General features: G+C 71.8%; 20 protein-coding genes and 1 tRNA gene. 11 read left to right on the top strand and 10 right to left on the bottom strand.

The features are described 5' to 3' along the window. Positions 1-65 precede the first annotated feature (65 nt). From ACZ45E_RS02735 to ACZ45E_RS02720, 4 genes are read left to right on the top strand one after another with little or no spacing between them, the layout of a single operon-like run. Positions 66-1052 carry an ABC transporter substrate-binding protein gene (locus tag ACZ45E_RS02735; protein ID WP_468215580.1) on the top strand — a complete coding sequence of 329 codons (987 nt, stop codon included), beginning with the start codon at positions 66-68 and terminating at the stop codon, positions 1050-1052. Continuing rightward, on the top strand, positions 1052-1807 hold the full coding sequence (locus tag ACZ45E_RS02730; protein ID WP_468216039.1) for an ABC transporter permease: 756 nt from the start codon (positions 1052-1054) through the stop codon (positions 1805-1807). The genes ACZ45E_RS02735 and ACZ45E_RS02730 overlap by 1 nt, the downstream gene beginning before the upstream one ends. After that, positions 1804-2595, top strand: coding sequence for an ABC transporter permease (locus ACZ45E_RS02725; protein WP_468215577.1), 792 nt, complete (start codon positions 1804-1806; stop codon positions 2593-2595). The genes ACZ45E_RS02730 and ACZ45E_RS02725 overlap by 4 nt, the downstream gene beginning before the upstream one ends. After that, positions 2588-3385 carry an ABC transporter ATP-binding protein gene (locus ACZ45E_RS02720; protein WP_468215575.1) on the top strand — a complete coding sequence of 266 codons (798 nt, stop codon included), beginning with the start codon at positions 2588-2590 and terminating at the stop codon, positions 3383-3385. The genes ACZ45E_RS02725 and ACZ45E_RS02720 overlap by 8 nt, the downstream gene beginning before the upstream one ends. On the opposite strand, the gene ACZ45E_RS02715 is transcribed toward ACZ45E_RS02720, so the two are convergent. Next, positions 3361-6426 carry an NACHT domain-containing protein gene (locus ACZ45E_RS02715; RefSeq protein ID WP_468215573.1) on the bottom strand — a complete coding sequence of 1022 codons (3066 nt, stop codon included), beginning with the start codon at positions 6424-6426 and terminating at the stop codon, positions 3361-3363. The two genes, ACZ45E_RS02720 and ACZ45E_RS02715, sit on opposite strands and share 25 nt — an antisense overlap. A 130-nt stretch (positions 6427-6556) precedes the next feature. Here ACZ45E_RS02715 and ACZ45E_RS02710 point away from each other — a divergent pair, with 130 nt between their 5' ends. From ACZ45E_RS02710 to ACZ45E_RS02685, 6 genes are all read left to right on the top strand, one after another. Continuing rightward, a complete protein-coding gene (locus ACZ45E_RS02710) occupies positions 6557-8311 on the top strand; it encodes a sensor histidine kinase (protein WP_468215570.1) in 1755 nt (584 codons plus the stop codon). Next, positions 8302-8946, top strand: coding sequence for a response regulator transcription factor (locus ACZ45E_RS02705; RefSeq protein ID WP_468215568.1), 645 nt, complete (start codon positions 8302-8304; stop codon positions 8944-8946). Before ACZ45E_RS02710 ends, ACZ45E_RS02705 begins: the two co-directional genes overlap by 10 nt. 307 nt (positions 8947-9253) lie before the next feature. Next, positions 9254-10441 carry a thiolase family protein gene (locus ACZ45E_RS02700; RefSeq protein ID WP_468216036.1) on the top strand — a complete coding sequence of 396 codons (1188 nt, stop codon included), beginning with the start codon at positions 9254-9256 and terminating at the stop codon, positions 10439-10441. Positions 10442-10494: 53 nt separating this feature from the next. Beyond that, complete coding sequence (gene fabG, locus ACZ45E_RS02695; RefSeq protein WP_468215566.1) at positions 10495-11253, top strand: 3-oxoacyl-ACP reductase FabG; 759 nt, start codon at positions 10495-10497, stop codon at positions 11251-11253. 69 nt (positions 11254-11322) lie between these two features. Next, a complete protein-coding gene (locus ACZ45E_RS02690) occupies positions 11323-12840 on the top strand; it encodes a long-chain-fatty-acid--CoA ligase (RefSeq protein ID WP_468215564.1) in 1518 nt (505 codons plus the stop codon). A gap of 142 nt (positions 12841-12982) precedes the next feature. Continuing rightward, positions 12983-13744 (top strand): sulfite exporter TauE/SafE family protein, encoded by a 762-nt coding sequence (locus ACZ45E_RS02685; protein ID WP_468215563.1) that lies wholly within the window; start codon positions 12983-12985, stop codon positions 13742-13744. Position 13745: 1 nt separating this feature from the next. Here ACZ45E_RS02685 and ACZ45E_RS02680 read toward each other — a convergent pair whose 3' ends face one another. Then, positions 13746-15833 (bottom strand): MDR family MFS transporter, encoded by a 2088-nt coding sequence (locus tag ACZ45E_RS02680; RefSeq protein ID WP_468215561.1) that lies wholly within the window; start codon positions 15831-15833, stop codon positions 13746-13748. A gap of 137 nt (positions 15834-15970) precedes the next feature. Next, a complete protein-coding gene (locus ACZ45E_RS02675) occupies positions 15971-16468 on the bottom strand; it encodes a DUF309 domain-containing protein (protein ID WP_468215559.1) in 498 nt (165 codons plus the stop codon). A 118-nt stretch (positions 16469-16586) separates the two neighbouring features. Here ACZ45E_RS02675 and ACZ45E_RS02670 point away from each other — a divergent pair. Beyond that, positions 16587-16660: transfer RNA gene (locus tag ACZ45E_RS02670), tRNA-Pro, on the top strand. A gap of 211 nt (positions 16661-16871) precedes the next feature. Here ACZ45E_RS02670 and ACZ45E_RS02665 read toward each other — a convergent pair. From ACZ45E_RS02665 to ACZ45E_RS02635, 7 genes are all read right to left on the bottom strand, one after another. Next, a complete protein-coding gene (locus tag ACZ45E_RS02665) occupies positions 16872-17972 on the bottom strand; it encodes a mechanosensitive ion channel family protein (RefSeq protein ID WP_468215556.1) in 1101 nt (366 codons plus the stop codon). Between the two features lie 195 nt (positions 17973-18167). Continuing rightward, positions 18168-19181, bottom strand: coding sequence for a Gfo/Idh/MocA family protein (locus ACZ45E_RS02660; protein ID WP_468216034.1), 1014 nt, complete (start codon positions 19179-19181; stop codon positions 18168-18170). Further along, a complete protein-coding gene (locus ACZ45E_RS02655; protein WP_468215555.1) occupies positions 19178-20203 on the bottom strand; it encodes a Gfo/Idh/MocA family protein in 1026 nt (341 codons plus the stop codon). The genes ACZ45E_RS02660 and ACZ45E_RS02655 overlap by 4 nt, the downstream gene beginning before the upstream one ends. A 90-nt stretch (positions 20204-20293) precedes the next feature. Further along, positions 20294-21130: a carbohydrate ABC transporter permease gene (locus tag ACZ45E_RS02650; protein ID WP_468215553.1), complete on the bottom strand. Its 837-nt coding sequence runs from the start codon at positions 21128-21130 to the stop codon at positions 20294-20296. Next, a complete protein-coding gene (locus ACZ45E_RS02645; protein WP_468215551.1) occupies positions 21123-22094 on the bottom strand; it encodes a carbohydrate ABC transporter permease in 972 nt (323 codons plus the stop codon). Before ACZ45E_RS02645 ends, ACZ45E_RS02650 begins: the two co-directional genes overlap by 8 nt. Next, positions 22094-23353 carry an ABC transporter substrate-binding protein gene (locus ACZ45E_RS02640; RefSeq protein ID WP_468215550.1) on the bottom strand — a complete coding sequence of 420 codons (1260 nt, stop codon included), beginning with the start codon at positions 23351-23353 and terminating at the stop codon, positions 22094-22096. The genes ACZ45E_RS02645 and ACZ45E_RS02640 overlap by 1 nt, the downstream gene beginning before the upstream one ends. A gap of 37 nt (positions 23354-23390) precedes the next feature. Beyond that, positions 23391-24551: an ROK family transcriptional regulator gene (locus ACZ45E_RS02635; RefSeq protein ID WP_468215548.1), complete on the bottom strand. Its 1161-nt coding sequence runs from the start codon at positions 24549-24551 to the stop codon at positions 23391-23393. Positions 24552-24669: the final 118 nt, after the last annotated feature.

Raw genomic sequence — 24669 nt, 5'->3', positions numbered from 1 at the left:
CTGTCAACGGCATTGACCCCTCGGGGCGCGGGCTCTAGGGTCCCGCTGAGCCCCAGGGGGGATCCATGTCCTGCACCCGTCGCACCTTCACCGCGCTCACCGCCGTGGCCCTGCTCGCCGCCACGGCGGCCTGCGGTTCCGACTCCGACTCCGGCTCCGACGGTTCACGGTCCCCGACGAACAGCGCGGGGACCACCACCGTCAAGCTCGGCGTCATCCCGATCCTCGACGTCGCACCGATCTACCTCGGCCAGAAGAAGGGCTTCTACAAGAAGCACGGGCTCAAGCTCGCCCTGACCACCGCACAGGGCGGCGCCGCGATCGTGCCCGCCGTCGTCAGCGGCCAGTTCCAGTTCGGCTTCTCGAACGTCATGTCGCTGATGATCGCCCAGTCCAACGGCGTCCCCGTCCAGGGCGTCGTCAACGGCGTCAACTCGACCGGTGAACCGGGCGCCGACTTCGGAGCCGTCGTCGTCAAGAAGGGCAGCTCCCTCAAGACCGCCAAGGAGCTGGAGGGCAGGAAGGTCGCGGTCAACACGCTCAAGAACATCAACGACACCACGGTCCGCGAATCGGTGCGCAAGGCCGGTGGCGACCCCTCCGAGGTGAAGTTCGTCGAGATGGCCTTCGACCAGATGCCCGCCGCCCTCGCCGGCGGACAGATCGACGCCGCCCAGGTCGTCGAGCCCGCCCTCGCCACCGTGAAAGCCCAGGGCGGCCGGGTCATCGCCTCCAACTTCACGGACACGGCGCCGAACCTGACCGTCGCCATGTACTTCGCCTCGACCACCTACGTGAAGAACCACCCGGACATCGTCGAGAAGTTCACGGCGGCGACGAAGGAGTCCCTCGCCTACGCGGACAAGCACCCCGACGAGGTCCGGCAGATCCTCACCACCTACACCAAGATCCCGTCGGCGACCCTCGACGGACTGATCCTGCCGCACTGGCCCGCCGCGGCCGACCGGCCGTCGATCGAGAAACTCGCCCAACTGGGCCAGAAAGACGGCCAGTTCAGAAAAGCCCCCGACCTCGACGCGCTCCTTCCGTGATCCTCGGAGCCCTGGGGCTGCTCGGGTGCGCGGCGCTGTGGGAGGCGGTGGCACGCACCGGTGTCATCGACGCCGCCTACCTTCCGCCGTTCACCACCACACTCCGGGCCCTGGCCGGCGAACTCGCCGACGCCGCCTTCTGGTCGGCGCTCGGCGACACCCTCACCGGCTGGGCCCTCGGCCTCGCCGTCGCGACCGTCGCCGGGATCCTCACCGGCGTCCTCGTCGCCACGGTCCCTTACCTGCGCGAGATCACGGCCTCCACCATCGAGTTCCTGCGCCCCATCCCGTCGGTCGCGCTCATCCCGCTGGCGGTCCTGATGTTCGGCACGGAACTGCGCTCGGTCCTGCTCCTCGTCGTCTACGCCTCGTTCTGGCAGATCCTCGTGCAGGTCCTGTACGGCGTGCGGGACGTCGACCCGGTCGCCGACGACACGGCCCGCGCCTTCGGCCTCGGCCCCTGGGCCCGCGTCCGGCACCTGGTGTGGCCCACCGCCCTGCCCTACGTCATGACCGGCGTACGGCTCGCCGCCGCCGTCGCCCTCATCCTCGCCATCACCGCCGAACTCGTCATCGGCGCACCGGGACTTGGCGCACGCATCGCCGTCGCCCAGACCTCCCAGGCGGTCCCCGAGATGTACGCCCTGATCGTCGTCGCCGGCTGCCTCGGCGTGCTCATCAACACCGGCGCCCGCCTCGTGGAGCGCCGCGCCCTCGCCTGGCACCAGTCGGTGCGCGGGGAGGTGCCCGTATGAGCCGCGCCCTGCGCGCCGCCCTGTTCGCGCTCGCGCTGCCCTGCCTCCTCGTCGGCGTCTGGTGGCTGGCCTCCGACTCCAGTACCAGCGTCTACGCGCCGCCGCTGCGCACCATCCTGGCCCGCTTCGACGATGTGTGGACGGCCGACCGGATCCGCGCCGACGTGGTGCCCAGCCTGCTGCGGCTCGCCGCCGGATACGGGGCCGCGGCCGTCGCGGGCATCGCCCTCGGCGTCGGCATCGGCACCTCCCGCACGGCCCGCGCCCTGTGCGAACCGGCCCTGGAGTTCCTGCGCGCCGTCCCGCCGCCCGTCCTGGTCCCGGTCATCATGCTCTTCGCGGGCATCGGCGACACGATGAAGATCGCCGTGATCGCCTCCGGCTGCGTCTGGCCGGTCCTGCTCAACACGGTGGCCGGGGTGCGGGCGGTCGACGCCGTCGCCACGGAGACGGCCCGCTCGTACGGGATCACGGGCGCCGCCCGCTTCCGGTACCTGGTGCTGCCGTCGGCGAGCCCGCAGATCTTCGCCGGGCTGCGCCAGGCCCTCTCCATCGGCGTCATCCTCATGGTGATCAGCGAGATGTTCGCCGCGAGCAACGGCCTCGGCTACGCCGTCGTCCAGTTCCAACGCGGCTTCGCCATACCGGAGATGTGGACCGGCATCCTCCTCCTCGGTCTGCTCGGCGCCGCCCTGGCGCTGCTCTTCGGCCTCGTCGAGCGACGGGCCCTCGCCTGGTACCACGGCTCGCGGGGCGCACGACGACAGACGGGGGGCGGCGGTGCTTGAGGTCAAAGGGCTGCGCAAGGCGTACGAGAGCGCGGGCCGGCGGACGGAGGCACTGCGGGACCTGACCTTCCGGGCCGAGGAGGGCGAACTCGTCTGCGTCGTGGGGCCGTCCGGCTGCGGCAAGACGACGCTGCTGAAGTGCGTGGCCGGGCTGCTGCGCCCCACGGACGGCACGGTGATGCTGGGCGGCTCACCGGTGACCGGCCCGCGGCCCGGCCTCGCCGTCGTCCTCCAGGAGTACGGCAGGAGCCTGTTCCCCTGGATGCGGGTCGCGGAGAACGTCGAACTCCCGCTGCGGCAAAGGAGGTCGATCCCGCGCGCAGCACGCAGGGAAAGGGTGGCCGACGCCCTGGCGGCGGTCGGGCTCGACGGCGTCGGCCGCGCCTACCCCTGGGAGCTGTCCGGCGGCATGCAGCAACGGGTTGCCATCGCGCGAGCGTTGGCGTACGAACCCCAAGTGCTGCTGATGGACGAGCCGTTCGCGGCGGTGGACGCGCAGACCCGGGCGGACCTGGAGGATCTGGTGCGCGGGCTGTGGCGGGAGCGCCGGATGACGGTGCTGTTCGTCACCCATGACATCGACGAGGCGGTGTACCTGGGGGAGCGGGTCCTGGTGCTCAGCCCTTCGCCGACGGTGGTGCGGGCGGAGGTGGTGGTCGAACTGCCCGCACAGCGGGATCAGTTGACGACGCGGGCCGACGAGCGGTTCGTCGGCCTGCGGAGCCGGGTTCTCGAACTGATCCGGGGCGGCGCGAGGGACGACGGTCAGATGGACAAGAGTCCGGGGTAGTGGCGCTCGACGACGCGGCGCAGGCGCAGCCGGGTCAGCTGGTGCATGGGGGAGCTGTCGTCGAGGAGCGCGAGCAGCTCGTTCCGGACGAAGTCGTCGACCGGGTCCGTGGGGGCCGTGGGCAGCCGCCCCCGGTCACGGTCGTGCGCGGTGAGCAGGACGTCCATGATGCGGTCGAGCGCGGTGAACCGGGCCGGCAGCAGAGCGGCGCCGCGGAGCACCCGAGCGTACAGGTCGGCGAGTTCGGCGCCGGGTGTCATGCGGGTGTCGTCGAGCAGCAGCCGGAGCAGATCGTGGGCGAGGGACGTGGCGGGCGCCCCGGCCTCGGCCACGAACGTGGTGACGGCCGGACCGAGGTTGCGGAACACGGGATCGAGCGCGTGCCGTACGACCGAGTCGTTCGTCGACCCCGCGAGGGAGATCTTGTGCCACACCTCGTCCCAGTAGGCGCGCTGCCAGCCGCTCCCGCCGTGCCCCTCCGGGTAGCGGTAGAGCCAGTTGAGGTCGACGGGGTCGGGAGCCCGGACCTCCCCTTCGCGCAGTGAGATCTCCAGCGCCCGCTGGCCGTCGGCGTCCCAGTGTCGCCGTGGGCTCACGGCGAGGGCGAAGTCGGTCCAGTGCTGTTCGTCCATGGACGAACGCCACAGCATGCAGCGACGGTGCCAGGAACCTACGGGGTCGGCCCGCTCCGGGAACAGTTCGGCCGCGGTCGCCCTGCCCGCGAGCACCACGACCATGAGGACCAGGTTCGATCCGTAGATGCCGTGCCGCGACGATGTCCGGATCTCTTTGGGGCGGTACGCCGGGTGCTGGTCCGCGGTGCGTGACTCGTGCTCGTGCAGGACGCGGACGAGGCGGGCCGCGAGCCGCTCCCGCTCCGCGGCGTCCATCGGTCGTACGAGTCCGCGCGCGAAGCGCAACATCTGGCGGGAGGCCAGGGACGCGTACGACAGCAGGGCGTAGGCCAGGTCGTCGTCGATGCGGCTCTCCCCGAGGGAGAGGGACGGGCGCGGCGTGAGCAGATCGGTGAGCAGACGCAGCGTGAGCCGGATCACCAGGTACTCGCCGAACGTCGCGTGCAGGAACTCGTACGTCGACAGGGTCTGCCCGTCCCGTATCGACTGCGCCCGCTGTACGAAGAAGAACCGGCCGAGCGCCACCTCGCCCGGGTCCATCGGGGTGCGGAAGCCGGAGGCCGCGGCCGCGTGCCTGCCCAGGAGCGCGGTCAGGTCCTCGGTGAGCTCGCGCGCCGACACCCACTGGCGCCGTCGGTTGGCCATGGCGAACGCGACGAGGGACAGCCGTTGCAGCTCCTGCTCGACGCGTTCGGCGCTCTCCTGGACCGGTATGCCGCCCCGGGTCGTCTTGGCGACCTCGCGCCGGGCGAACGACGACAGCAGCTCCTCGTACAGCTCGGTGACCGCGAGGGGTTCGCCGCCCTGCCGGTCGAGGCTGCCCTCCGTGGCGTCGTAGAGGGCGAGCATCGTCAACAGGAGTGGCTGTGAGGCGAGTTCGACGTGCCGGGAGATCGTCTCCCAGGTGAGCGGGCGCAGCTCGGGGGTGTTGGCGTCGTTCCAGACGTCGAGCCACCGCTGGATCTGGTCGGGCCGGAAGGGTTCGAGGCGCAGGGCGATCATGTCGTCCGGGTAGCGGGCGCGGTCGGCGACAGCGGTGCGGCTCGTCACCAACGCCATGACGGGACGGCCCTGTTCGGCCTCGCGCCGCTGGAATCGGGCCACGCGCTCCAGGAAGTCGGTGTGATGGACCCCGGTGGTCTGGAGCAGCTCGTCGAATCCGTCGAGCAGCAGCACGGGAGTGGAGCCGCCCGCCGCGCGCACCAGCTCCGGCCACGTCGTGCGCTCGCCGGTCGCCGTCCGGACGGCCTGCTCGATCTGGTCCTGGAGCTCGTCCTCCGCGCGTACGTCCCGCAGCGGGACCCGGACGGGCAGGAACCCGGCGGCCGGCAGCCGCGCGGCCAGCACCCGGGTGAGCACGGACTTGCCCGCGCCGGGCTGGCCGAGGACGAGGAGCGGGGCCTCGGCGAGGGCCGGGTTGGTGAGCGCGCCGGCCAGGTAGCGCGTCAGGTCGTGCCGTACGTCGAGCTGCTCCCACCAGAACTCGTCGGCGGGCCCCGACTGCCCCCGGGGCCTGGCGACGCGGAAGTCGGGGTCGAGATACATCTCCTCGAGCAGCGGGACCCGGATGCCCTCGGGAGCCGTGGAGGTGTCGAGGACCGGGTGGGCCAGGCCCGCTTCGTGGGAGCGGGCGAGCGCCGCCGCGGCGGCGACGGGCGGGGCCAGCGCGTGGGTGGTGGCGGCGAGGAGGGAGTCGATGCCGTCCAGGGCGCGGCGGACCTCGGTCCGGGTCGCCTGATGCTCGATCTGCGTCACCCAGAGCGCGAACTCCGGTGCCTGTAAGGCGAGTTGTGTGTAGAGGTGTCGGTGCTTCTCGGCGGCGGCGAAGTTCACCGAGGTCAGCACTTCCGTCGCCGTCTGCCGCTGGTCCGGCGCCAGCCGCTCCCAGACGGCGAGGCCGCGCAGGAAGCCGAGGAAGGCGTACGAGTACCGGCCGTACCACGCGACAAGGGTCCCGAAGAGGCTCTCCGGCGGGGTGTGCGGCGCGGGGCAGGGGGCCTCGGTGGTGAGCAGCGTGTCGAGCGCGCCGCCGCTGCCGCCGGCCAGCGCGGTCTGCTCGGCGCGCGTCAGCTCCAGGTCGTCCAGCGTGAACGGCAGCTCCGCCTCCTCCACCGCCTGGAACCACGCCACGATCACGATGACCGCGTGCGCCGCCCGCAACACCTCCGTGCGCTCGGCACGGGTCCCGGCCCGCTCCAGCCGCTCCCCGACCGCCCGCACCGCGTCCCGCCCGGCCCCGACGATCCGCCCACGCCCCGAGACCATCGCCAGCGCGGTCCCGCTCACCCCGCCCGTGGCCAGATTCAGGGCCCCGCCGAGCGCCCGGTCCAGAGCGGCGATCCGCGGCGGATCCACCCCGAGCAACTCCAACGCGTCCGCGAACGACAGCACTCTCCGCGATGCCATCTCGCCCCCGATCACCGGCAGGGCCGCACGACGGGCCCAGGCGTGCGGATACGGGCCCCGACAGTACAGAACTACGCCCGTCTGCGACCGGCGTACTCCACTATCCCCCGAATGGCCTACCGTGTGGCGGGTGGACAGTCAGGGGAAGCGGGCGGTTCGGCTGCGCCTGACCGGGGCCGCCGCCGTCGCCGGCGTATCGGGCGCGGCGGGCTCATGGGCGTACGCGCGCGCCGGTGCGTCCGCGTCCGAGCTCGTGCGCGATCTCGCGGTCGGCTGGGCGTTCGTGGTCGCCGGAGCGGTGGCGTGGCGGCGCAGACCCGCGAACAACACGGGCCGCCTCATGGTGGTCGAGGGCATCACCTGGTTCTTCGGCAACCTCCAAGGCACCGCCGTTCCGGCCCTGTTCACGTTCGGCGCCTGGTGGGAGGCGCTGAACATGGCCGTGCTCCTGCACCTCGTCCTCTCCTTCCCCGAGGGCCGGCTCACCACGGTGCTCACCCGGCGGCTCGTCCTGCTCGGGTACGGGCTCGTCGCCGTCGGCGGTCTGCTGCGCACGCTCATGTTCGACCCGGTCCTGGACACCGGCGCGACCTATCTGGACTGCCGCGACTGCGGCCCCAATCTCTTCTTCGTACCGTCCTGGCACGGCATGTTCTCGACCTTCGACGCCGCGTACCACGCGGTGGGCTGGGCGATATCGGCGGTCGCCGCCGTCGCGGTCGTGCTGCGCTGGCGGCACGCGTCCGCCGCGCGCAGACGCGCTCTGCTGCCCGCCTGGTTCGGGATCGCCGTCGCTGTCGCGTTCCTCATGGTGGACATGCTGTTCTACGTCGTCCCCTGGTTCGGCGAGGTCGGCTCCGTCGCCGAACAGGCCGTGTACCTGCTCTCCGACCTCGCCCAGGTCGCCGTCCCCTTCGCCTTCCTCGCCGGTCTGCTGCGCATGCGTCTGCAACGGGCCGAGGTCAGCGGGCTCGTCATCGACGTCGGCACCGACCCCGATCCGTCCAAGGTCCGCGACGCCCTCGTGCGCGTCCTCGGCGACCCGACGCTGCGGCTCGGCCTGTGGCGCGAGGAGCGCGGCGCCTACGTCGACAGCGCGGGCCGGGAGGTGAGCCCCGAGGGCCAGGGCCGCACACCGGTCGGCGCCGCCGACGGTCGCCCGCTGGCCCTGCTGCACCACGATCCGGCGCTCCAGGAGGACCCCGAGCTGCTGGAGTCCGTCGCCGCCGCGCTGCGTCTCGCGCTGGAGAACGTCTGGCTGCGCACCCGCGCCAAGGACGTCGCCACCCGCATCGTGCAGGCCGCCGACGCCGAGCGCGGCCGCCTCGAACGAGACCTGCACGACGGGGCGCAGGCCCGCCTCGTCTTCGCGCTCATGGCCGTGCGACGCGTGCAGCGCGGCCTCGCCGAGCACGCCGACGCGGGCCTGCGCGCCGCCGCCGACGAGGCCGAGACGAGCCTGCGTCTGGCCATCGCGGAGCTGCGCGGCATCGCCCAGGGCATCCATCCGGCCGTCCTCACCCGCGAGGGGCTCGGGCCCGCGCTCAGCGCACTCGCGAAGGAGGCGACCATGCCGGTCGTCGTCGCGGCGGAGGCCAGGCGTTACGACACCCTCGTCGAGACCACCGCCTACTTCACCGTCTGCGAGGCCCTCTCCAACGCGGCCAAGCACGCGCGGGCCCGCGCCGTCAGCGTCTCGGCCCGCCATCAGGACGGCCGGCTGGTCATCGAGACCGTCGACGACGGTGTCGGGGGCGCCGACACCGCGCGCGGCACCGGGCTGCGCGGCCTCGCCGACCGGCTCGCCGCCGTCGACGGCGTACTGCACATACACAGTCCCGCCGGTGGCGGGACCAGGATCAGAGCGGAGCTTCCGTGCGGGTGATCGTGGCCGAGGACTCGGCGCTCCTTCGACAGGGGATCGTGCGGCTCCTCACCGACGAGGGGATCGAGGTGGTCGCCGAGTGCGCGGACACCGGCCCGCTGCTCGCGCTGGTCGCCGGACACCTGCCGGACGCGGTGCTGCTCGACATCCGGATGCCGCCCACCCACACCGACGAGGGGCTCGTGGCGGCGGCCGCGATCCGCGCCGCCCACCCGGGCATCGGCGTCCTGCTGCTGTCCCAGTACGTGGAGACGACGTCCACGGTGCAGGCACTGGCCGAGCAGCCGGAAGGCTTCGGCTATCTGCTCAAGGAACGCGTCGCCGACATCGACGAGCTGCACAGCGCGCTGAAGCGGGTGGCCGCCGGTGAGACCGTGCTCGATCCGCTGGTCGTGGCCCGGCTGATGGACACCCCGCGTGCGGCGGGCCCTCTCGACGAGCTGACCGGGCGGGAGCGGGACGTCCTGACGCTGATGGCCGAGGGCCGCTCGAACGAGGCCATCGCGCAGGCGCTCGTCATCGGCGGCAAGACCGTCGAGACGCATGTCCGCAACATCTTCGGCAAGCTGCGCCTGGAGCCCGACCTGCTGGAGCACAGGCGGGTCATGGCCGTTCTCACGTATCTGCGCGGCTGAGGCGCCCGCAAACACGTGCAAGAGGTTCCGGCATTCCGCTCCGGAGACGACGTCGTCCCCCGTTTTCCCCCGTGGTCCCCCGTACGTCGTCCGCGGAGCGGTGCCGGATCTCCAATGTAGGGGGGGCGGGAGGGCAGGACATCAGGGCCAGCCCTGAGATGTGGAATCGAGCGTCCCTCTTTGATCACGCCATGTCCTCTTTTGATCACCGGGTGATTGTCCCCGGTGCCTCTTCACAGCCGCCGCGGGCCGGGTCTATAGTCCAAAACTAGCAGTGCTAATTAACCGCTGGCCCCTGGAGCTGACCGTGCGCCCCGTCCACTTCGCCGCCGCCCGCCGCACCCCGATCGGAAAGCTGCGCGGGGCCCTGTCCACCATCCGCCCGGACGACCTCGCGGCGACGGTGCTGCGGGGCCTCCTGGCGGACGCGCCCGCGCTCGACCCGGCCCGGGTCGACGACATCTACTGGGGCGCCGCGAACCAGGCCGGCGAGGACAACCGCAACGTCGCGCGGATGGCCGCACTCCTCGCGGGCCTGCCGGAGTCGGTGCCGGGCGCGACCGTGAACCGGCTCTGCGCCTCCGGCCTGGAGGCCGTCACCACCGCCGCGCGCACCATCGCCGCCGGCGAGGCCGACATCGTGCTCGCGGGCGGCTCCGAGTCCATGAGCCGCGCCCCCTTCGTGCTGCCCCGCCCCGACGAAGCGCTGCCGCACACCATGCGGACGTACGACACGCGCCTGGGCTGGCGCCTGGTCAACCCCGCGATGCGGGAACTGCACGGCGTCCTCGCGATGGGGGAGACCGCGGAGGAGGTGGCAGAGCGGTACGGCGTCTCGCGCGAGCGGCAGGACGCCTTCGCGCTCCGCAGCCACCAGCGGGCCGCCGCCGCCCGCAAGGACGGCCTCTTCGACGCCGAACTCCTCCCCGTCACGCGGCCCGACGGCGTCGTCGTCGACGCCGACGAGTGCATCCGCCCCGACACCTCCCTGGAGAAGCTCGGCGGCCTGCGGCCCGTGTTCCGCGAGGGCGGCACGGTCACCGCGGGCAACGCCTCACCGATGAACGACGGCGCCGCGGGCCTGCTGCTCGTCAGCGAGGAGGCCCTGAACGACCTGGGCCTGGAATCCCTCGGGCGCTACGTCGCCGGCGCCTCCGCCGGGGTCCACCCCGACGTCATGGGTATCGGCCCGGTGCCCGCCACACAGAAGGCGCTGGGCCGCGTCGGCTGGTCCGTCGACGACATCGAGGAGGCCGAGTTCAACGAGGCGTTCGCCGCACAGGCGCTCGCCTGCGTCGACGGCCTCGGGATCGACCCCGCCCTCGTCAACCCCACCGGCGGTGCCATCGCCCTCGGCCACCCCCTCGGCTGTTCCGGCGCCCGCATCCTCACCACCCTGCTCCACCGGCTGCGCCGCACCGGCGCCGCCCGGGGCCTCGCCACCATGTGCGTCGGTGTCGGCCAGGGCAGCGCCGTCCTCGTCGAGCGCGGCTGAACCCGCCCGTCAGAAGCCCCCAGAGGCACAGCAGAGAAGGAAGCAGAGCACTCATGAGCAGGTTCACCGGCCGCGTCGCCGTCGTCACCGGCGCCGCCCAGGGCATCGGCGCCGCCACCGCCCAGCGGCTCGCCGAGGAGGGCGCGACCGTCGCCGTCGTCGACCTCACCGCCGAACGCGCGCAGGCCACCGTCGACGCGATCGGGGCGAAGGGCGGCACGGCCCGCGCCTACGGCTGCGACGTCACCGACCAGGACGCCGTCGAGGCCACCTTCGCGCAGCTGCACGAAGACCTCGGCGCCCTGCACATCCTCGTCAACAACGCGGGCATCACCCGCGACGGCATGTTCTTCAAGATGCCGAAGACCGACTGGGACGCGGTCATCAACGTCAACCTCAACAGCGTCTACAATTGCTCGCAGGCCGCCCAGAAGTACATGTCGAAGCAGAAGTACGGCAAGATCGTCTCGCTCTCCTCACGGTCCGCCCTCGGCAACCGCGGCCAGGCCAACTACGCCGCCGCCAAGGCCGGCATCCAGGGCTTCACCGCGACCCTCGCCATCGAGCTGGGCCGCTTCGGCATCAACGTCAACGCCGTGGCCCCCGGCTACATCGCCACCGCCATGACCGCCGCCACCGCCGAGCGCGTCGGCTCCACCGCCGACGAGCACCAGCAGCTCGCGGCCGAGCGCACCCCGCTGGGCCGCGTCGGACAGCCCGAGGACGTCGCCGCCGTCGTGGCGTTCCTCGTCAGCGACGACGCCTCCTACGTCAGCGGTCAGACCCTGTACGTCAACGGCGGCGCCCGCTAGAAGAGTTCAGCCCCGCGACCCTGGTCCAGAGCCGCACCAGCAGTCAGCACCGAACGGAGCACCACCCGCATGGCAACCCTCTCCCTCGCCGCGATCCTCGCCGAGTCCGCCCGTCGCCGCCCCGACAAGATCGGGCTCGTGGAGGGCGAACGGCGCTTCACCTTCGCGGAGTTGTGGCTCCAGGCCCGCAGGCAGGCCGCGGCCCTGGCCGGACTCGGCGTCCGCCCGGGGGACCGGGTCGCCCTGATGGCACCCAACACGGCCGAGTTCCCGCGCGCCTACTACGCGATCCTCGCGGCGGGCGGCGTGGTCGTGCCCGTACACCTGCTGCTGGCGGCGGAGGAGGTGCAGCACGTGCTGAAGGACAGCGGCGCGACCCTGCTCCTGTGCCACCCGGCGCAGGCCGCGGTCGGCACCGCCGCCGCGGAGGCCACCGGCGTACGCACGGTGACGCTCGGGGCCGACGGCGAGCTGGAGCAACTCGGCGCGGCGGCCGAGCCGTTGACGTCCTACGTCACCCGCGAGGCCGACGACCCGGCCGTCATCTTCTACACCAGCGGCACCACCGGCGTCCCCAAGGGCGCCGAACTCAGCCACTTCAACCTCGTGATGAACGCGACGGTCAGCGCCTTCGACGCCAACGACGTGCACGCCGACGACGTCGCGCTCGGCGCGCTGCCGCTCTTCCACGCCTTCGGCCAGACCGTCTCCATGAACGCGACCTGGCGGGCGGGCGCGACGCTCGTCCTGCTGCCCCGCTTCCACGCGGCGCGCGCGATCGACCTCATGGTCGCCGAGAACGTCAACACGTTCCACGGCGTCCCCACGATGTACGTGAACCTGCTGGCGGCGGCCCCGGAGGCGGAGAAGCTGCCGCGCCTCAGCATCTGCATCTCCGGTGGCGCCTCGCTCCCCGTCGCGGTCCTGGAAGGGTTCGAGCGGGCCTTCGGCGCCACCGTCTACGAGGGGTACGGCCTCTCGGAGACCTCCCCGGCCGCCGCCGCCAACCAGCCCGTGTTCGGAGCCCGCCCCGGCACCATCGGGCAACCCCTGTGGGGCGTCGACGTGGAGATCGCGCGCGCCGAGGCCGAGGACCGTGTGGACCTGCTGCCGGCAGGTGAACTCGGCGAGGTCGTCGTCCGCGGCCACTGCGTCTTCACCGGCTACCTGGGCCGCCCCGAGGCGACCGCGGAGGCCCTGGTCGACGGCTGGTTCCGGACGGGTGACCTCGGCACCAAGGACGAGGACGGCTACCTGCGCATCGTCGACCGCAAGAAGGACATCATCATCCGCGGCGGCTACAACGTGTACCCGCGGGAGGTCGAGGAGGTCCTGATGCGCCACCCCGGCATCGGCAACGCCGCGGTCATCGGCCTGCCCGACGAGATCCACGGCGAGGAGGTGTGCGCGGTGATCGTCCCCAAACCCGGCACGGAGCTGGACGCCGCCGCGCTCACCGCCTGGTCCAAGGAGCACCTCGGCAAGCACAAGTACCCGCGCCGCATCGAGTTCACGGACCAGCTGCCGCTCGGCCCCAGCATGAAGATCCTCAAGCGCGAGCTGCGGTCCACGTACACGGCCCGCTAGCCGGCGGGCGGGCGCCACGTACACGGCCAGGTAACCGGGAGGCGGGCGCCAGGTACACGGCCCGCTAGCCGGCGGGCGGGCGCGTATCACCATGTGGCGCCCCTGACGAGCGGTGAATAGGTGGGTCTACCATCGGCCCGCCATGCACGAGATATTCGGGGTCACCCCGTGGGGATTCACCGCGCTGGCCGCCGCGGCGCTGCTGGTGGGATTCTCCAAGACCGCCGTCAGCGGCGCCAACACGGTCAGTCTCGCCGTCTTCGCCGCGATCCTGCCCGCCCGCGCGTCCACCGGCGTCCTGCTGCCCATCCTGATCGTCGGCGACATCCTCGCCGTCCTCACCTACCGGCGCCACGCCCACTGGCCCACGCTGTGGCGGCTGTTCCCGGCCGTCGCCGGGGGAGTGGTGCTCGGCACGGTCTTCCTCGCCTTCGCGGGCGACGGGGCCGTGCGCACCTCCATCGGCGCGATCCTGCTGCTGATGACCGCCGTCACCCTCTGGCGGCGACGCAGGGCCGATGCCGAGCCCGAGGAGACGGCGACCCGCGCGGCCCGCGTCAGAGCGGGCTCGTACGGGGTGCTCGGCGGCTTCACCACCATGGTCGCCAACGCGGGCGGACCCGTGATGTCGATGTATCTGCTCTCCGCGGGCTTCCGCAAGCTCGGCTTCCTCGGCACCTCCGCCTGGTTCTTCCTCATCGTGAACTCCGCGAAGGTGCCCTTCAGCGTGGGCCTCGGCCTCATCGACGGGCGCTCGCTCCTGCTCGACGCGGCCCTCGTCGTCTTCGTCGTGCCCGGCGCACTGCTCGGCAAATGGGCCGTGAACCGCATCAACCAGGTCCTGTTCGAGCGGCTGGTCATCGCGGCCACGATCCTCGGCGGCCTGCAACTGCTCCTGCGCTGACCTACGCCCGGCTGAGTGTGCGGTCGGATCCGGGCCTGCGCGGCAGCCCCGACTCCAGGTCCTCCGCGAGGAGCCGCTTCGCGATCGTGTCGACCGCCGCCCGCAGATCCGCGCCCGGCGGCCGGCCCAGATCCTTCTCGACCTGGCCGGTCAGCCACTCGCCCCACGCGTGGCCGATGACGTCGGCCTCCCTGCGCCCCGCCTCCGTGTGCGAGAAGTACGTCCCCGTACGGGACAGATAGCCCTCGTCGACCATGCGCTGGAACACTGGCACCAGGACCTCCGGCGGCAGGCTGCGCCGCGCCGCGATCATGCCGAGGCTCGCGTGCCCGACCATGCGCGTGAAGAACTCCACCTGCATCACCGCCCAGGCGCCCGCGATGTCGAGCCGGGTGTCGGAGGTCGTGAGGACCTGCCGGGCGGTCTCGGTGTCCGTCGTCTGCACGATGGAGCCGACGGTGCGCTCCAGCAGATGCGCCCGGTCCCCGGTCGTGGGCTGCGCGAACCCCTCACCCATGTCCGACGAGCCCATCCGCGCGCTGTCCCGCAGCTGCACCTGCTTGAGGAAGAGCGCCACCAGGAACCCGATCACGGCCACCGGCACCGTCCACAGGAACACCGTGTGCAGCGAGTCCGCGTACGACTCGACGATCGGGGCCCGCGCGGCGGCGGGCAGCGCGTGCAGGCCCTCCGGGTTCTGCGCGGCCTTCGCCAGCGCCCCCGGATCGACGCCCGTGCCGGCCCGGGCCGCCTCCGCCACCCCGTCCGCCAGGTTCGGCTTCAGCGTGTTGGCGTAGATCGTGCCGAAGACGGCCGTCCCGAAGGAGCTGCCGAGCGTACGGAAGAACGTGACGCCCGAGGTCGCCGTGCCCAGGTCCGCGTAGTCCACGGTGTTCTGCACAGCGATCGTCAGCACCTGCATGCACAGGCCGATGCCGACGCCGAGCACGAACATGTACAGCGATTCCAGCCAGACGCCCGAATCGCTGCCCATCAGGGAGAGGAGGTACAGGCCGAGCGCCATGACGAGGGAGCCGACGATCGGGAAGATCCGGTACGTGCCCGTCTTGCTGACCACGTTGCCGGAGAAGATCGACGCGATCAGCAGGCCGATCACCATGGGCAGCGTCCGGACCCCGGAGATCGTGGCCGAGTCCCCGTCGACGTACTGGAGGTATGTCGGCAGGAACGTCATCGCGCCGAGCATCGCGAAGCCCACGATGAAGCTGAGGATCGAACACACCGTGAAGACGGGGTTGGCGAAGAGCCGCATCGGCAGCATCGGTTCGGCCGCGCGCCCCTCCACCCAGCAGAACAGCCCGAGCGCGACGATGCCGCCCGCGAACAGGCCGATGATGGTGGCGGAGCCCCACGCGTACTGGTTGCCGCCCCAGCTCGTCGCCAGGATCAGGGCGCTGGCGCCGATCGCGACCAGCGCGATGCCCAGGTAGTCGATGACCGGCCGCGTCGCCGACTTCACCACCGGGATCGTGCGGGCCGCGGCGATCACCACGATGATCGCGATCGGTACGTTGACGTAGAACGCCCAGCGCCAGGTGAGGTGGTCGGTGAAGAGGCCGCCCAGGAGCGGCCCGATGACCGTGGCCACGCCGAACACGGCACCGATCGCACCCTGGTACTTGCCGCGTTCGCGCAGCGGGATGACGTCCGCGATCAGCGCCATCGCCGTCACCATCAGACCGCCCGCGCCGATGCCCTGCATGGCGCGCCAGGCGATGAGCAGCGTCATGTTCCCGGCGAGGCCGCACAGGAACGAACCGGTGATGAAGACGATCGCCGAGACCTGGAAGACCACCTTGCGTCCGAACAGGTCACCGAACTTGCCGACGAGCACCGTGGCGACCGTCTCCGCCAGCAGGTACGACGTCACCACCCACGACATGTGCGCCGCGCCGCCCAGGTCCGAGACGATCGTCGGCAGGGCGGTGCCGACGATCGTCTGGTCCAGGGCGGCCAGCAGCATGCCGAGCACGATCGTGATGAAGACGACGTTGCGGCGGCGCTTGTCCAGCACCGGCGGGCCCGGGGTCTCGGCGGTGGGCTGTGAGGTATCGGTGGTGGCGGTCACGTCTGCAGACTCGCCCTTGGCGGCGGGCGGCGCATTCGGGTGGGGGCCGGATCGGTGACGCCGCCGGGCCGTGCGGGTGCCTCGCCAGTGGCGGGTGCGGGTCGTGCGGGGCTTGGTCGCGCACTTCCCCGCGCCCCTTAGGGAGTCCGTCCGAGCCGGGGCGCGCAGGCGGCCGCGTCCACGGGCGCGGGGTCGCTGTCCACCTGCCCGGCCAGCGACCGGGCCCAGGCCGCCACCGCCCGCGGGTCCAGGCCGCCCGGAGCCTCACCGGTCCAGGCCGTGAGGCCGTCCGCGCCGCGCCGGAGCAGGCGGGCGCCGCCCGTCGCGTTGCCGCGGGCCGCGTGGGTGAGGCCCACCGCCGTCTGGGCCAGCGCCCGCCACAGGGCGCGCTCGGACGCGGGCCCGGACTTCCAGGCGTCCTCGAAGACCTCGTGCGCGTGGAACGGGCGCCCCGCGTCGAGCAGGCCCTGCGCCTCGGCGACGGTCTCCACCGGGGTGCGCACGACGCCCTCGGGCTGACGGTCCACGCCGGGGGCGCCGTAGGGGAGGGGGCGGCCGAGACCGTCCCGGGGGCGGGCGTTGCGCGCCCGCCCCGCCTCGTCACGGTCCCGGCCGCCGCTGTGCGAAGTGCTCATGCGTCCGATTCTCGCGTACGTCGTGCGAGCGCCCCGGAATCGGTGACAAACCACCCGTGAGCTTGGGGTATTGTTCTGTCTGTCGCCGCCGGACGGGGTTTCGGAAGGCAGCCGACATCGGGACGTGGCGCAGCTTGGTAGCGCACTTGACTGGGGGTCAAGGGGTCGCAGGTTCAAATCCTGTCGTCCCGACTTAAGAAGTCGCAGGTTGTGGGGCCGTTTCAGAGAGATCTGAAGCGGCCCCGCAGTCGTTCCCGGGGTTCCTCCTCGTCGCGTACTCGCCATGGCACTGCCGGCCGTGCTCGGACCGCGTACGGGCACAGCGCCCGGGCGGCCCGGCGTCCCGGACGCCACCTGGTACGTCCTGGGCGCCGGGGCGCGCCGCGGCCCGGGCGCGTACGTCCTAAGCCATCGGGGTCACCGACGGCCCCAGCGGCACCGAGCCGTCCCGCTGGTGCGGGATGACGACCGGTGCGCTGCCCTGGGACAGGGCCACCGTCCGCGTCGGCGCCGGGATGCGGATGCCCTCCTCGCGGAAGCGCCGGTGCAGCCGCTTGATGAACTCGTGCTTGATCCGGTACTGGTCGCTGAACTCGCCGACCCCGAGGATGACGGTGAAGCTGATCCGTGAGTCGCCGAACGTGTGGAAGCGGACGGCCGGTTCGTGCTCCGGCAGCGCGCCCTCGACGTCCTTCATGACCTCCGCGACGATCTCGATGGTCACGCGCTCGACGTGCTCCAGGTCGCTGTCGTAGCCGACGCCCGCCTGCACGAGCAGGGTCATGTCCTGCTGGGGGCGGCTGAAGTTGGTCATGTTCGTGCCCGAGAGCTGCGTGTTCGGGATGATGACGAGGTTGTTGGAGAGCTGCCGCACCACGGTGTTGCGCCAGTTGATGTCGACGACGTAGCCCTCCTCGCCGCTGCTGAGCCGGATGTAGTCGCCCGGCTGCACCGTCTTCGAGGCCAGGATGTGCACGCCCGCGAAGAGGTTGGCGAGGGTGTCCTGAAGGGCGAGGGCCACCGCGAGGCCGCCCACGCCGAGCGCGGTGAGCAGCGGGGCGATGGAGATGCCGAGCGTCTGGAGGACGACCAGGAAGCCCATCGCGAGGACCACGACGCGGGTGATGTTCACGAAGATCGTCGCCGACCCGGCCACGGCCGCGCGGGACTGCGCCACCGCCCGGACGAGTCCGGTGACGACGCGGGCGGCGGTCAGCGTCGCCGCGACGATGACGAACGCCGTCAGCGTCATGTTCACGTTGCGCCCGGTGCGGGCGGTCAGCGGCAGCGCCTCGGCCGCCACCGCCGCGCCCGCGGCGACAGCGGCCCACGGTACGAGCGTGCGCACCGCGTCGACGAGCACGTCGTCCCCGCCCCAGCGCGTCCGGCTGGCCCGCTCGCCGAGCCAGCGCAGCAGGATCCGCAGGAGCAGGCCGGCCAGGAGCCCCGCGACGAGAGCGACGCCCGCGATGATCAGGTCATGGAGGTCGAGTCCGCGGGTCATCGGACGCCTCCCGGACACAACGCTGCGACGGGGCCGTATATGTGATGTTTCGTCACGTGCACCTGCTCGGTAGGGAATGGGGCCGGCGTGCGGCCGTCGAAGCGCCGCACGCCGGCCCATCCTGCCGCACGCCCGACCGGTCCGCCGCCACGAGGGCGCCCCACCGCCCCCGTGGACCCACTCGACGCGCCTCGCCTACCCCACGGCCACCGTGCGCCCCACCCGCGCCGACTCGTACGCGGCCGCGACGACCCGCAGCGCCCGCAGCCCGGACTCGCCGTCCGTCACCCCGATCGGGCCCGTGTCGTCCCCGAAGAGGAAGGCGCGCAGCATCAGCGCGTCCAGGTCGGCCCCGTAGGGGAGTTCGACCCCGGCGCGTGACGTCTCGCTGAAGCCGTGCACCTTCTGGTCGAAGGCGTCCATCTCCAGGACGGCCCGGTCGCCGATCACCTGCATCGCGAGGCCGCCCCACGCCGGATGGTGCGGCGGCTGGCTCCAGCTGCAGTCGATCGTGGCCACGGCCCCGTTGGCGTACGTGAGGGTGAGCAGGCCCGCTGTCTCGACCGGGACCTCGCCCTCGTACAGGACGTTGTTGGTCTGCGCGTACACGGTCTCCACGGCCGCGCCGCCGAACAGGTCGTCGAGGAGGTCCGCGATGTGCACCGTGTGGTCCATCAGGGCGCCGCCGCCCGCGAGTTCGGGGTCGACGAACCATCGGCGCCGCCCGCCCGGCATGTAGCCGTTGTTCGCGCCGGAGACCGCCAGCACCTCGCCCGCCGTACCCGACCGTACGGCGTCGCGCACCGCGAGATAGGCCGGGCTGAACCGCACCGGGTGCGCCACCGCCAGCCGCACCCCGGCCGCCCGGCACGCCTCGACCATGGCCGCGCCGTCCTCGACCGTGGTGGCCAGGGGCTTCTCGCACAGCACGTCCACGCCGTGCGCGGCGGCGAGTTCGACCAGGGGGCGGTGCCGGACGTTCTCGGAGCAGACCACCACCTTGTCGGGCCCCCACGCGAACAACTCCTCGTACGTGTCGACGTAGTCCACGCCCAGCCGCGTCGCGAAGTCCTTGCCGCGGACCTCGCCCGGCGCCGCCAGGTCCGTCTCCGGGTCGGCCGTGAGGACCCGCACCCCGTCCATGGCGGCGAGCAACCGCGCGAACCCGCCCGCGTGGACATGCGCGAACGACAACACCCCGACCTTCATGCCCTGCACAGTCCGGCCTCCTCGCTCGGCTTCACTTCGACGGGTTCCCCGGTGCGCGCGGACTCGGCCGCGGCGGTCGCCACGCGGACCGCCTCGACGCCGTCCCGCGCCGAGACCCGCGGCAGGGGCCCGCCCGCGACGGCTGCCGCGAACTCCCGCAGCTCCGTCAGGTAGGGGCTCTCCGTCATCGGACTGCCGGGGATGCCCTCGCCGAGCTCCCGTGTGCCCTGGGCGAGTACCCGGAAGCCGGTGTGGGCGGTCGAGTCGTGCTCCAGGATGCCGCCGGGCCCTGCCACGCGGAACGTCGTGCGGAACGGGAGGTCCGGCTGGCCCCACACCCCGAGGACGTGGCTGACCGCGCCGGACGCGTGCGTCAGCACGGCCGTGCCCGTCGCCACGTCCCCGTCGCTCGCGCCCGCCTCCTGACGGCCGCGGACCTGCGCGTGGACGCGGACCACCTCACCGGCGACGAGGCGTGCGAAGTCGAGGTCGTGGATCATCTGGTCCACCAGGATCCCGCCGGACAGGGCAGGGTCGGAGAACCAGGGCGCCCAGACCGGGTAGCGGCCCGAGCGGGTGAACCGCAGGACGGCGGGGGTGCCGATACGGCCCGCGGCCACCGCTCGCGCGAGCGCGGCGTAGGCGGGGAAGTAGCGCACGACGTGCGCCGGGAACAGCAGGACGCCCGCCGCCTCGGCCGCCTCCCGCATCTCCCGCGCCTCGTCGACGGTCAGCGCGAGCGGCTTCTCGCACACCACGTGCTTGCCCGCGGCGATCGCGTCGAGCGCGAGGTGCCGGTGGGTGAAGGTCGGGGTGCACACGTCCACGACGGTGCTGCGGTCGAGCAGCTCGGCGAGGCTGTGCACCGCCGTCACGCCGAACGCGGCGTATCGCGCGGCCAGTTGTTCAGCGTGGCCGTCGGTGGACAGGATCGTGACGCCTGCGCCCAGCTCCGTCCAGGCGGGCAGATGCGCGCGGGCGATACCGCCGGCGCCGATCAGGCCCACGTCGAGGCGTGCCATGAAGGTCCCTTCCTTGCGGGGTGCGTGTCCATACGAGGGGTGCGTTTCCCTACGAGGGGTGCGTGTCCTTACGAGGGGTGCGTGCGGGGTTCAGCCCTTCGTGCCGCTCTGGGCGATGCCCTGCACGAAGTGCCGCTGGAGGAAGAGGTAGAGGAGGATCATCGGCAGGCTCGCGATCAGTGAACCGGCCATCATCACTGGGTAGTTGGTCTCGAACTGTCCCTCCAGCGAGGTCAGTCCGGCGCTGATCGGCATTTTCGCCGGGTCGGTGTTCACCACCAGCGGCCACAGCAGATCGTTCCACGACCACATCGCCGTGATCACCGCGAGCGCGGCGAGCGCGGGCCGGATCAGCGGCAGCATGATCGACCAGAAGATCCGGAACGGGCCCGCCCCGTCGATCCGCGCGGCCTCCTCCAACTCCCGTGGCAGGGAGAGGAAGAACTGGCGCAGCATGAACGTGCCGAACGCGCTGAACATGCCCGGCAGGAACAGGGCGGGCGGTGAGTTCAGCAGTCCAAGGCGCTGGATGATGTCGTACTGCGGCAGGATCAGCAGCGACGACGGCACGAGCAGCACGGACAGGAACAGGGCGAACAGCACGTCGCGGCCGCGGAACCGCATCCGGGCGAAGGCGTACGCGGCGAGCGAGCAGAACACCAGCTGGCCCGCCGTACGCCCCGCCGTGTTGATGACGCTGTTGCCGAGCATCTCGCCGTAGGGCAACGCGGTGAACACGTCGTGGAAGGCGGCCCAGTTCCACCGCTCGGGCAGGAAGGTCGTCGGTACGTGCACGGCTTCCGGCAGTGTCTTCAGCGCGGTGAGGAGCTGCCAGAGGAACGGGAAGACCATCACGAGCGCGCCGAGCGACAGCAGCAGGTGCGTGGCGACGGAACCGCCGTCGACGCGGCGCAGGCGGTCACGCATAGTGCACCCACTTCTTCTGGAGCCGGAACTGGAGGGAGGTCAGGGCCGCGGTGAGCAGCATCAGCAGGAAGGCGAGCGCGGCCGCCGCGCCCTGGTTGTTCTGCTGGAACGCCCACTGGTAGAAGAGGCTCACCACGGACTGCGTGGAGCCGAGCGCCGGATTGGTCGGGCTCATCATGACGTAGATGAGGTCGAACATCTGGAGTGAGTTGATCACGCAGATGACGGCCGCGAAGAAGATGCTCGGGCTCAGCAGCGGCAGCGTGATCGTGAAGAAACGGCGCACCGCGCCCGCGCCGTCCAGCTCGGCCGCCTCGTAGTAGTCCTGCGGGATGCCCTTGATCCCCGCGATGAAGATGATCAGGTAGTAGCCGACGCTCTGCCACACGGAGACGACGCCGATCGCCCACAGCGCGGACGACGGGTCGGAGGCCCAGAAGTGCCGGGAGACGCCGAACCACGACAACACCTCGTTCAGGAGGCCGAAGTTGCCGTTGTAGAGCCAGTTCCAGACGAGCCCCACCGCGACCGGCAGCGTGACGAACGGGATGAAGTACAGTGCGCGGTAGACGCCGACGCCGCGCAGCCCGCGCCGGTTCAGGAGCGCCGCGACCGCGATCGACAGCGGCAGCGTGACCAGGCCGATCACCCCGTACAGCAGCGTGTTGCCGACCGCGCGCCACACCGTGACGTCCTTGACGACCCGGGCGTAGTTGTCACCGCCCGTCCAGGTGTTGCCGCCGAAGGGGCCGAAGTGGGTGAAGCTGAAGCCGAACGTCTGGATCATCGGCCAGATGTAGAAGACCAGGAAGCCGATGCCGAGGGGCGCGATGAAGAGGTACGCGGCTTTCTGCGTCCGGGAGTTGGGCCCGCGGGCGGCGGCACCGCCGGGTCCGGCTTTCGAGCGCGGTTTCCTGATCCGGCCGTCCGCCTCCGCGGCGGCCGTCGACGGGAACACGGCCATCACTTGCCCTCCTCGTCGAGCGCCCGGTCCATCTGCTTCGCCAGCGTCCGTGCCGCCGCCTCGATGCCGCCCTTGCCGCTGAACGGAGCGCCGAGCAGCAGATACTCCTGGTCCTCCCAGACGGCCGTGTTGCGTGAACTCGGGTACGGGACCGCGTAGTCGAGCATGTCGACGAAGCACCGCAGGTCGAACTCGGGCATCGACTTCAGCCAGGCTCCTTGCGTTCCCTCGTACGAGGAGATGGTGATGCCGCCCTTGGACTGGATCTCCGCCGCCTCGCGCCGCGCCATGAAGTCCACGAACTTCCAGGCGGCTTGCTTCTTGCGGGACTTGGCGCTCACGACGTTGGCGAGGCCGTGAATGACGGTGGCCCGCTCGCGGCCCTTCGGCAGCACGGCGACGCCGCCGTGGTCCTTGATGGCGGGCGTGCCGTACATGAACGACGCCATCGCGGAGAGGTCGTAGTTCATCGCCACCTGCTCCGACAGGAACAGATTGCGGGCCCGCACCTCCGACATGGCGCTCTGCGGCGGCGACCACCCGCGGTCCACCAGATCCGTCCAGAGCCGCAGCCCCTCGACGGACCGCGGCTCGGCGAACCCGGAGCGCCCGTCGCGCAGGACGTATCCGCCCGCGCCGAAGATCGTCGGGTAGAACTTCACCTGACGGTCCATCTCGGCGGCGATCCCGTAGACCCGCTTCCCCGGATTCGTCAGTTCGCGCGCGGCGTCGCGCAGGTCGTCCCACGTCCAACTGTCGTCCGGGTACGTGATGCCCGCTCGGTCGAAGAGCGCCTTGTTGTACCAGAGTCCGATGGTGTCGAAGTCCTTCGGAATCCCGTACTGCTCGCCCTTGTACGCGTAGATGTCGACGAGTGCCCCGGGGTGTTTGCCGACGGGGGTGCGGTCCCGGGCGATGTGTCCGTTCAGCGGCTCAAGGACGCCGTTCGCCGCGTACAGCTGGATGTTCACCGCGTTCATCCAGAACACGTCGGGGGCCGTGCCGCCGCGCATCGCCGTACGCAGGGTCGTCCAGTACGAGGTCCAGGGGGTGAGCTGGATCTCCACGGACAGCCCGGGGTTCTCGCGCTCGAACGCCGCGATGATCTGCCGCATCCCCGGCGCCTGGGCGGGATCCCAGATGCCGTACGAGAGGGTGGTGCGGCCCCGCGACGAGGCGGTGTCCGAAGCGCCACCGCCGCACCCGGCGGCGAGCGGTGCCGCCGCGAGCGCGCCGGCGATCAGCGTTCTCCTGCGCATACGCGTCTCCGGTCGATAGGAGGAAGGAAGGCAGAGGTCAGTGCGGTACGGGAGGCCGTAACGGGTGGTCGGTGCGGGGGAGTTCGGCCTCCACGGCGTCCAGGGCGCGGCGCACCGCACCGAGGGCCACGCCCTCGCGGCCGAGCGTGCTGACCGCGATGCGCGGCACGTGCAGGGTCAGCGGCCGCAGATGCTTGGTAAGCAGCGGGACCAGTGGTTCGCCGACGGGGGCCAACGCGCCGGAGAGCACGAGGAGTTCGGGATCGAGGGCAAGGACGAGCGCCGCGATGCCGGGGGCGGCCCCGGACAGGTACCGGTCGAGCATGGCGAGAGCCCCGCAGTCACCGGCGCGCACGGCTCGCGCGAGCGCCTCCGTCCCGGACTCCCCGGGGCGTCGCTCCCCGTCCCACACGAGGTTCTTCCCGGCTTCCTCCAGGCCGAGTTGGGGCAGGATGCCCAGCTCGCCCGCGCCGCCGCGGCGCCCGCGGTGGAGCCGCCCGTCGATCATCAGGCCGCACGAGATGCGCCGACCCACGAGCACACACGCCACGTCGTCCGCCAGCACCGCCGCGCCCCGCCAGTGCTCGGCCAGCACGGCGAGGTTCACGTCGTTCTCCACGAGGACGCGGCACGGCACGTCGTCCGAGAGGCGACGCGCCAGGTCCAGGTCGGTCCAGTCCGGCACGATCACCGAGACGATCCGCCCGGTGTCGTCGACCATGCCCGGCACGCCGACACCCATCGACCACACGTCGGCGGGGCCGAGGCCCTGCTCCGTGAGGAAGCGGCGCAGCCGGCCACGCAACAGCCCGATGCGCTCGGCGCCCGTCGACTCCGGCGGAAAGTCCTCGCGGTGACGGGCGACGATCTCACCGTCGAGCCGCGCGAGCAGCAGTACGAGTTTCCGGAGGCCGATGTCGACCCCGACCACGTGCCCGGCCTCGGCGCGGAACCGGAACCGGCGCGCGGGCCGCCCCGGGGCCCGCCCGGCCGCCGGGGCGTCCGTCTCGGCGATCCAGCCCTGTGCGGTCAGCTCCTCCACGAGGGCCTCGACCGTCGGTCTGGACAGCCCCGTCGAGGTGGCGAGCCCGCTCACCGTCCTGGGGCTCTCCTGCCGCAACGCCCGCAGCACCACAGCGGTGTTGAGCCCGCGTAGTGCCGTGAGATCGTGCCCGCGCGCCCTGCCGTGCACCGCCATGGCCTGATGTCCTCCGCACGCCGGTCGGTCGGGTTGCGCAGGACTGTTGCATAACTCCAATGGCTTGGGAAGCCCACCCGTACCGAAATTACGCAGAACTCCTGCGAATTGAACGACC

The organism is Streptomyces sp. NPDC030991, from assembly GCF_055571235.1.
This window is presented reverse-complemented; position numbering and strand designations above follow the sequence as displayed.

Excerpts from the sequence above, each read along its gene's own strand:
- ACZ45E_RS02735 (WP_468215580.1), top strand. The coding sequence starts at position 66 with ATGTCCTGCACCCGTCGCACCTTCACCGCGCTCACCGCCGTGGCCCTG.
- ACZ45E_RS02725 (WP_468215577.1), top strand. The coding sequence starts at position 1,804 with ATGAGCCGCGCCCTGCGCGCCGCCCTGTTCGCGCTCGCGCTGCCCTGC.
- ACZ45E_RS02715 (WP_468215573.1), bottom strand. The coding sequence starts at position 6,426 with ATGGCATCGCGGAGAGTGCTGTCGTTCGCGGACGCGTTGGAGTTGCTC.
- fabG (WP_468215566.1), top strand. The coding sequence starts at position 10,495 with ATGAGCAGGTTCACCGGCCGCGTCGCCGTCGTCACCGGCGCCGCCCAG.
- ACZ45E_RS02690 (WP_468215564.1), top strand. The coding sequence starts at position 11,323 with ATGGCAACCCTCTCCCTCGCCGCGATCCTCGCCGAGTCCGCCCGTCGC.
- ACZ45E_RS02685 (WP_468215563.1), top strand. The coding sequence starts at position 12,983 with ATGCACGAGATATTCGGGGTCACCCCGTGGGGATTCACCGCGCTGGCC.
- ACZ45E_RS02675 (WP_468215559.1), bottom strand. The coding sequence starts at position 16,468 with ATGAGCACTTCGCACAGCGGCGGCCGGGACCGTGACGAGGCGGGGCGG.
- ACZ45E_RS02665 (WP_468215556.1), bottom strand. The coding sequence starts at position 17,972 with ATGACCCGCGGACTCGACCTCCATGACCTGATCATCGCGGGCGTCGCT.
- ACZ45E_RS02660 (WP_468216034.1), bottom strand. The coding sequence starts at position 19,181 with ATGAAGGTCGGGGTGTTGTCGTTCGCGCATGTCCACGCGGGCGGGTTC.
- ACZ45E_RS02655 (WP_468215555.1), bottom strand. The coding sequence starts at position 20,203 with ATGGCACGCCTCGACGTGGGCCTGATCGGCGCCGGCGGTATCGCCCGC.
- ACZ45E_RS02650 (WP_468215553.1), bottom strand. The coding sequence starts at position 21,130 with ATGCGTGACCGCCTGCGCCGCGTCGACGGCGGTTCCGTCGCCACGCAC.
- ACZ45E_RS02645 (WP_468215551.1), bottom strand. The coding sequence starts at position 22,094 with ATGGCCGTGTTCCCGTCGACGGCCGCCGCGGAGGCGGACGGCCGGATC.
- ACZ45E_RS02640 (WP_468215550.1), bottom strand. The coding sequence starts at position 23,353 with ATGCGCAGGAGAACGCTGATCGCCGGCGCGCTCGCGGCGGCACCGCTC.
- ACZ45E_RS02635 (WP_468215548.1), bottom strand. The coding sequence starts at position 24,551 with ATGGCGGTGCACGGCAGGGCGCGCGGGCACGATCTCACGGCACTACGC.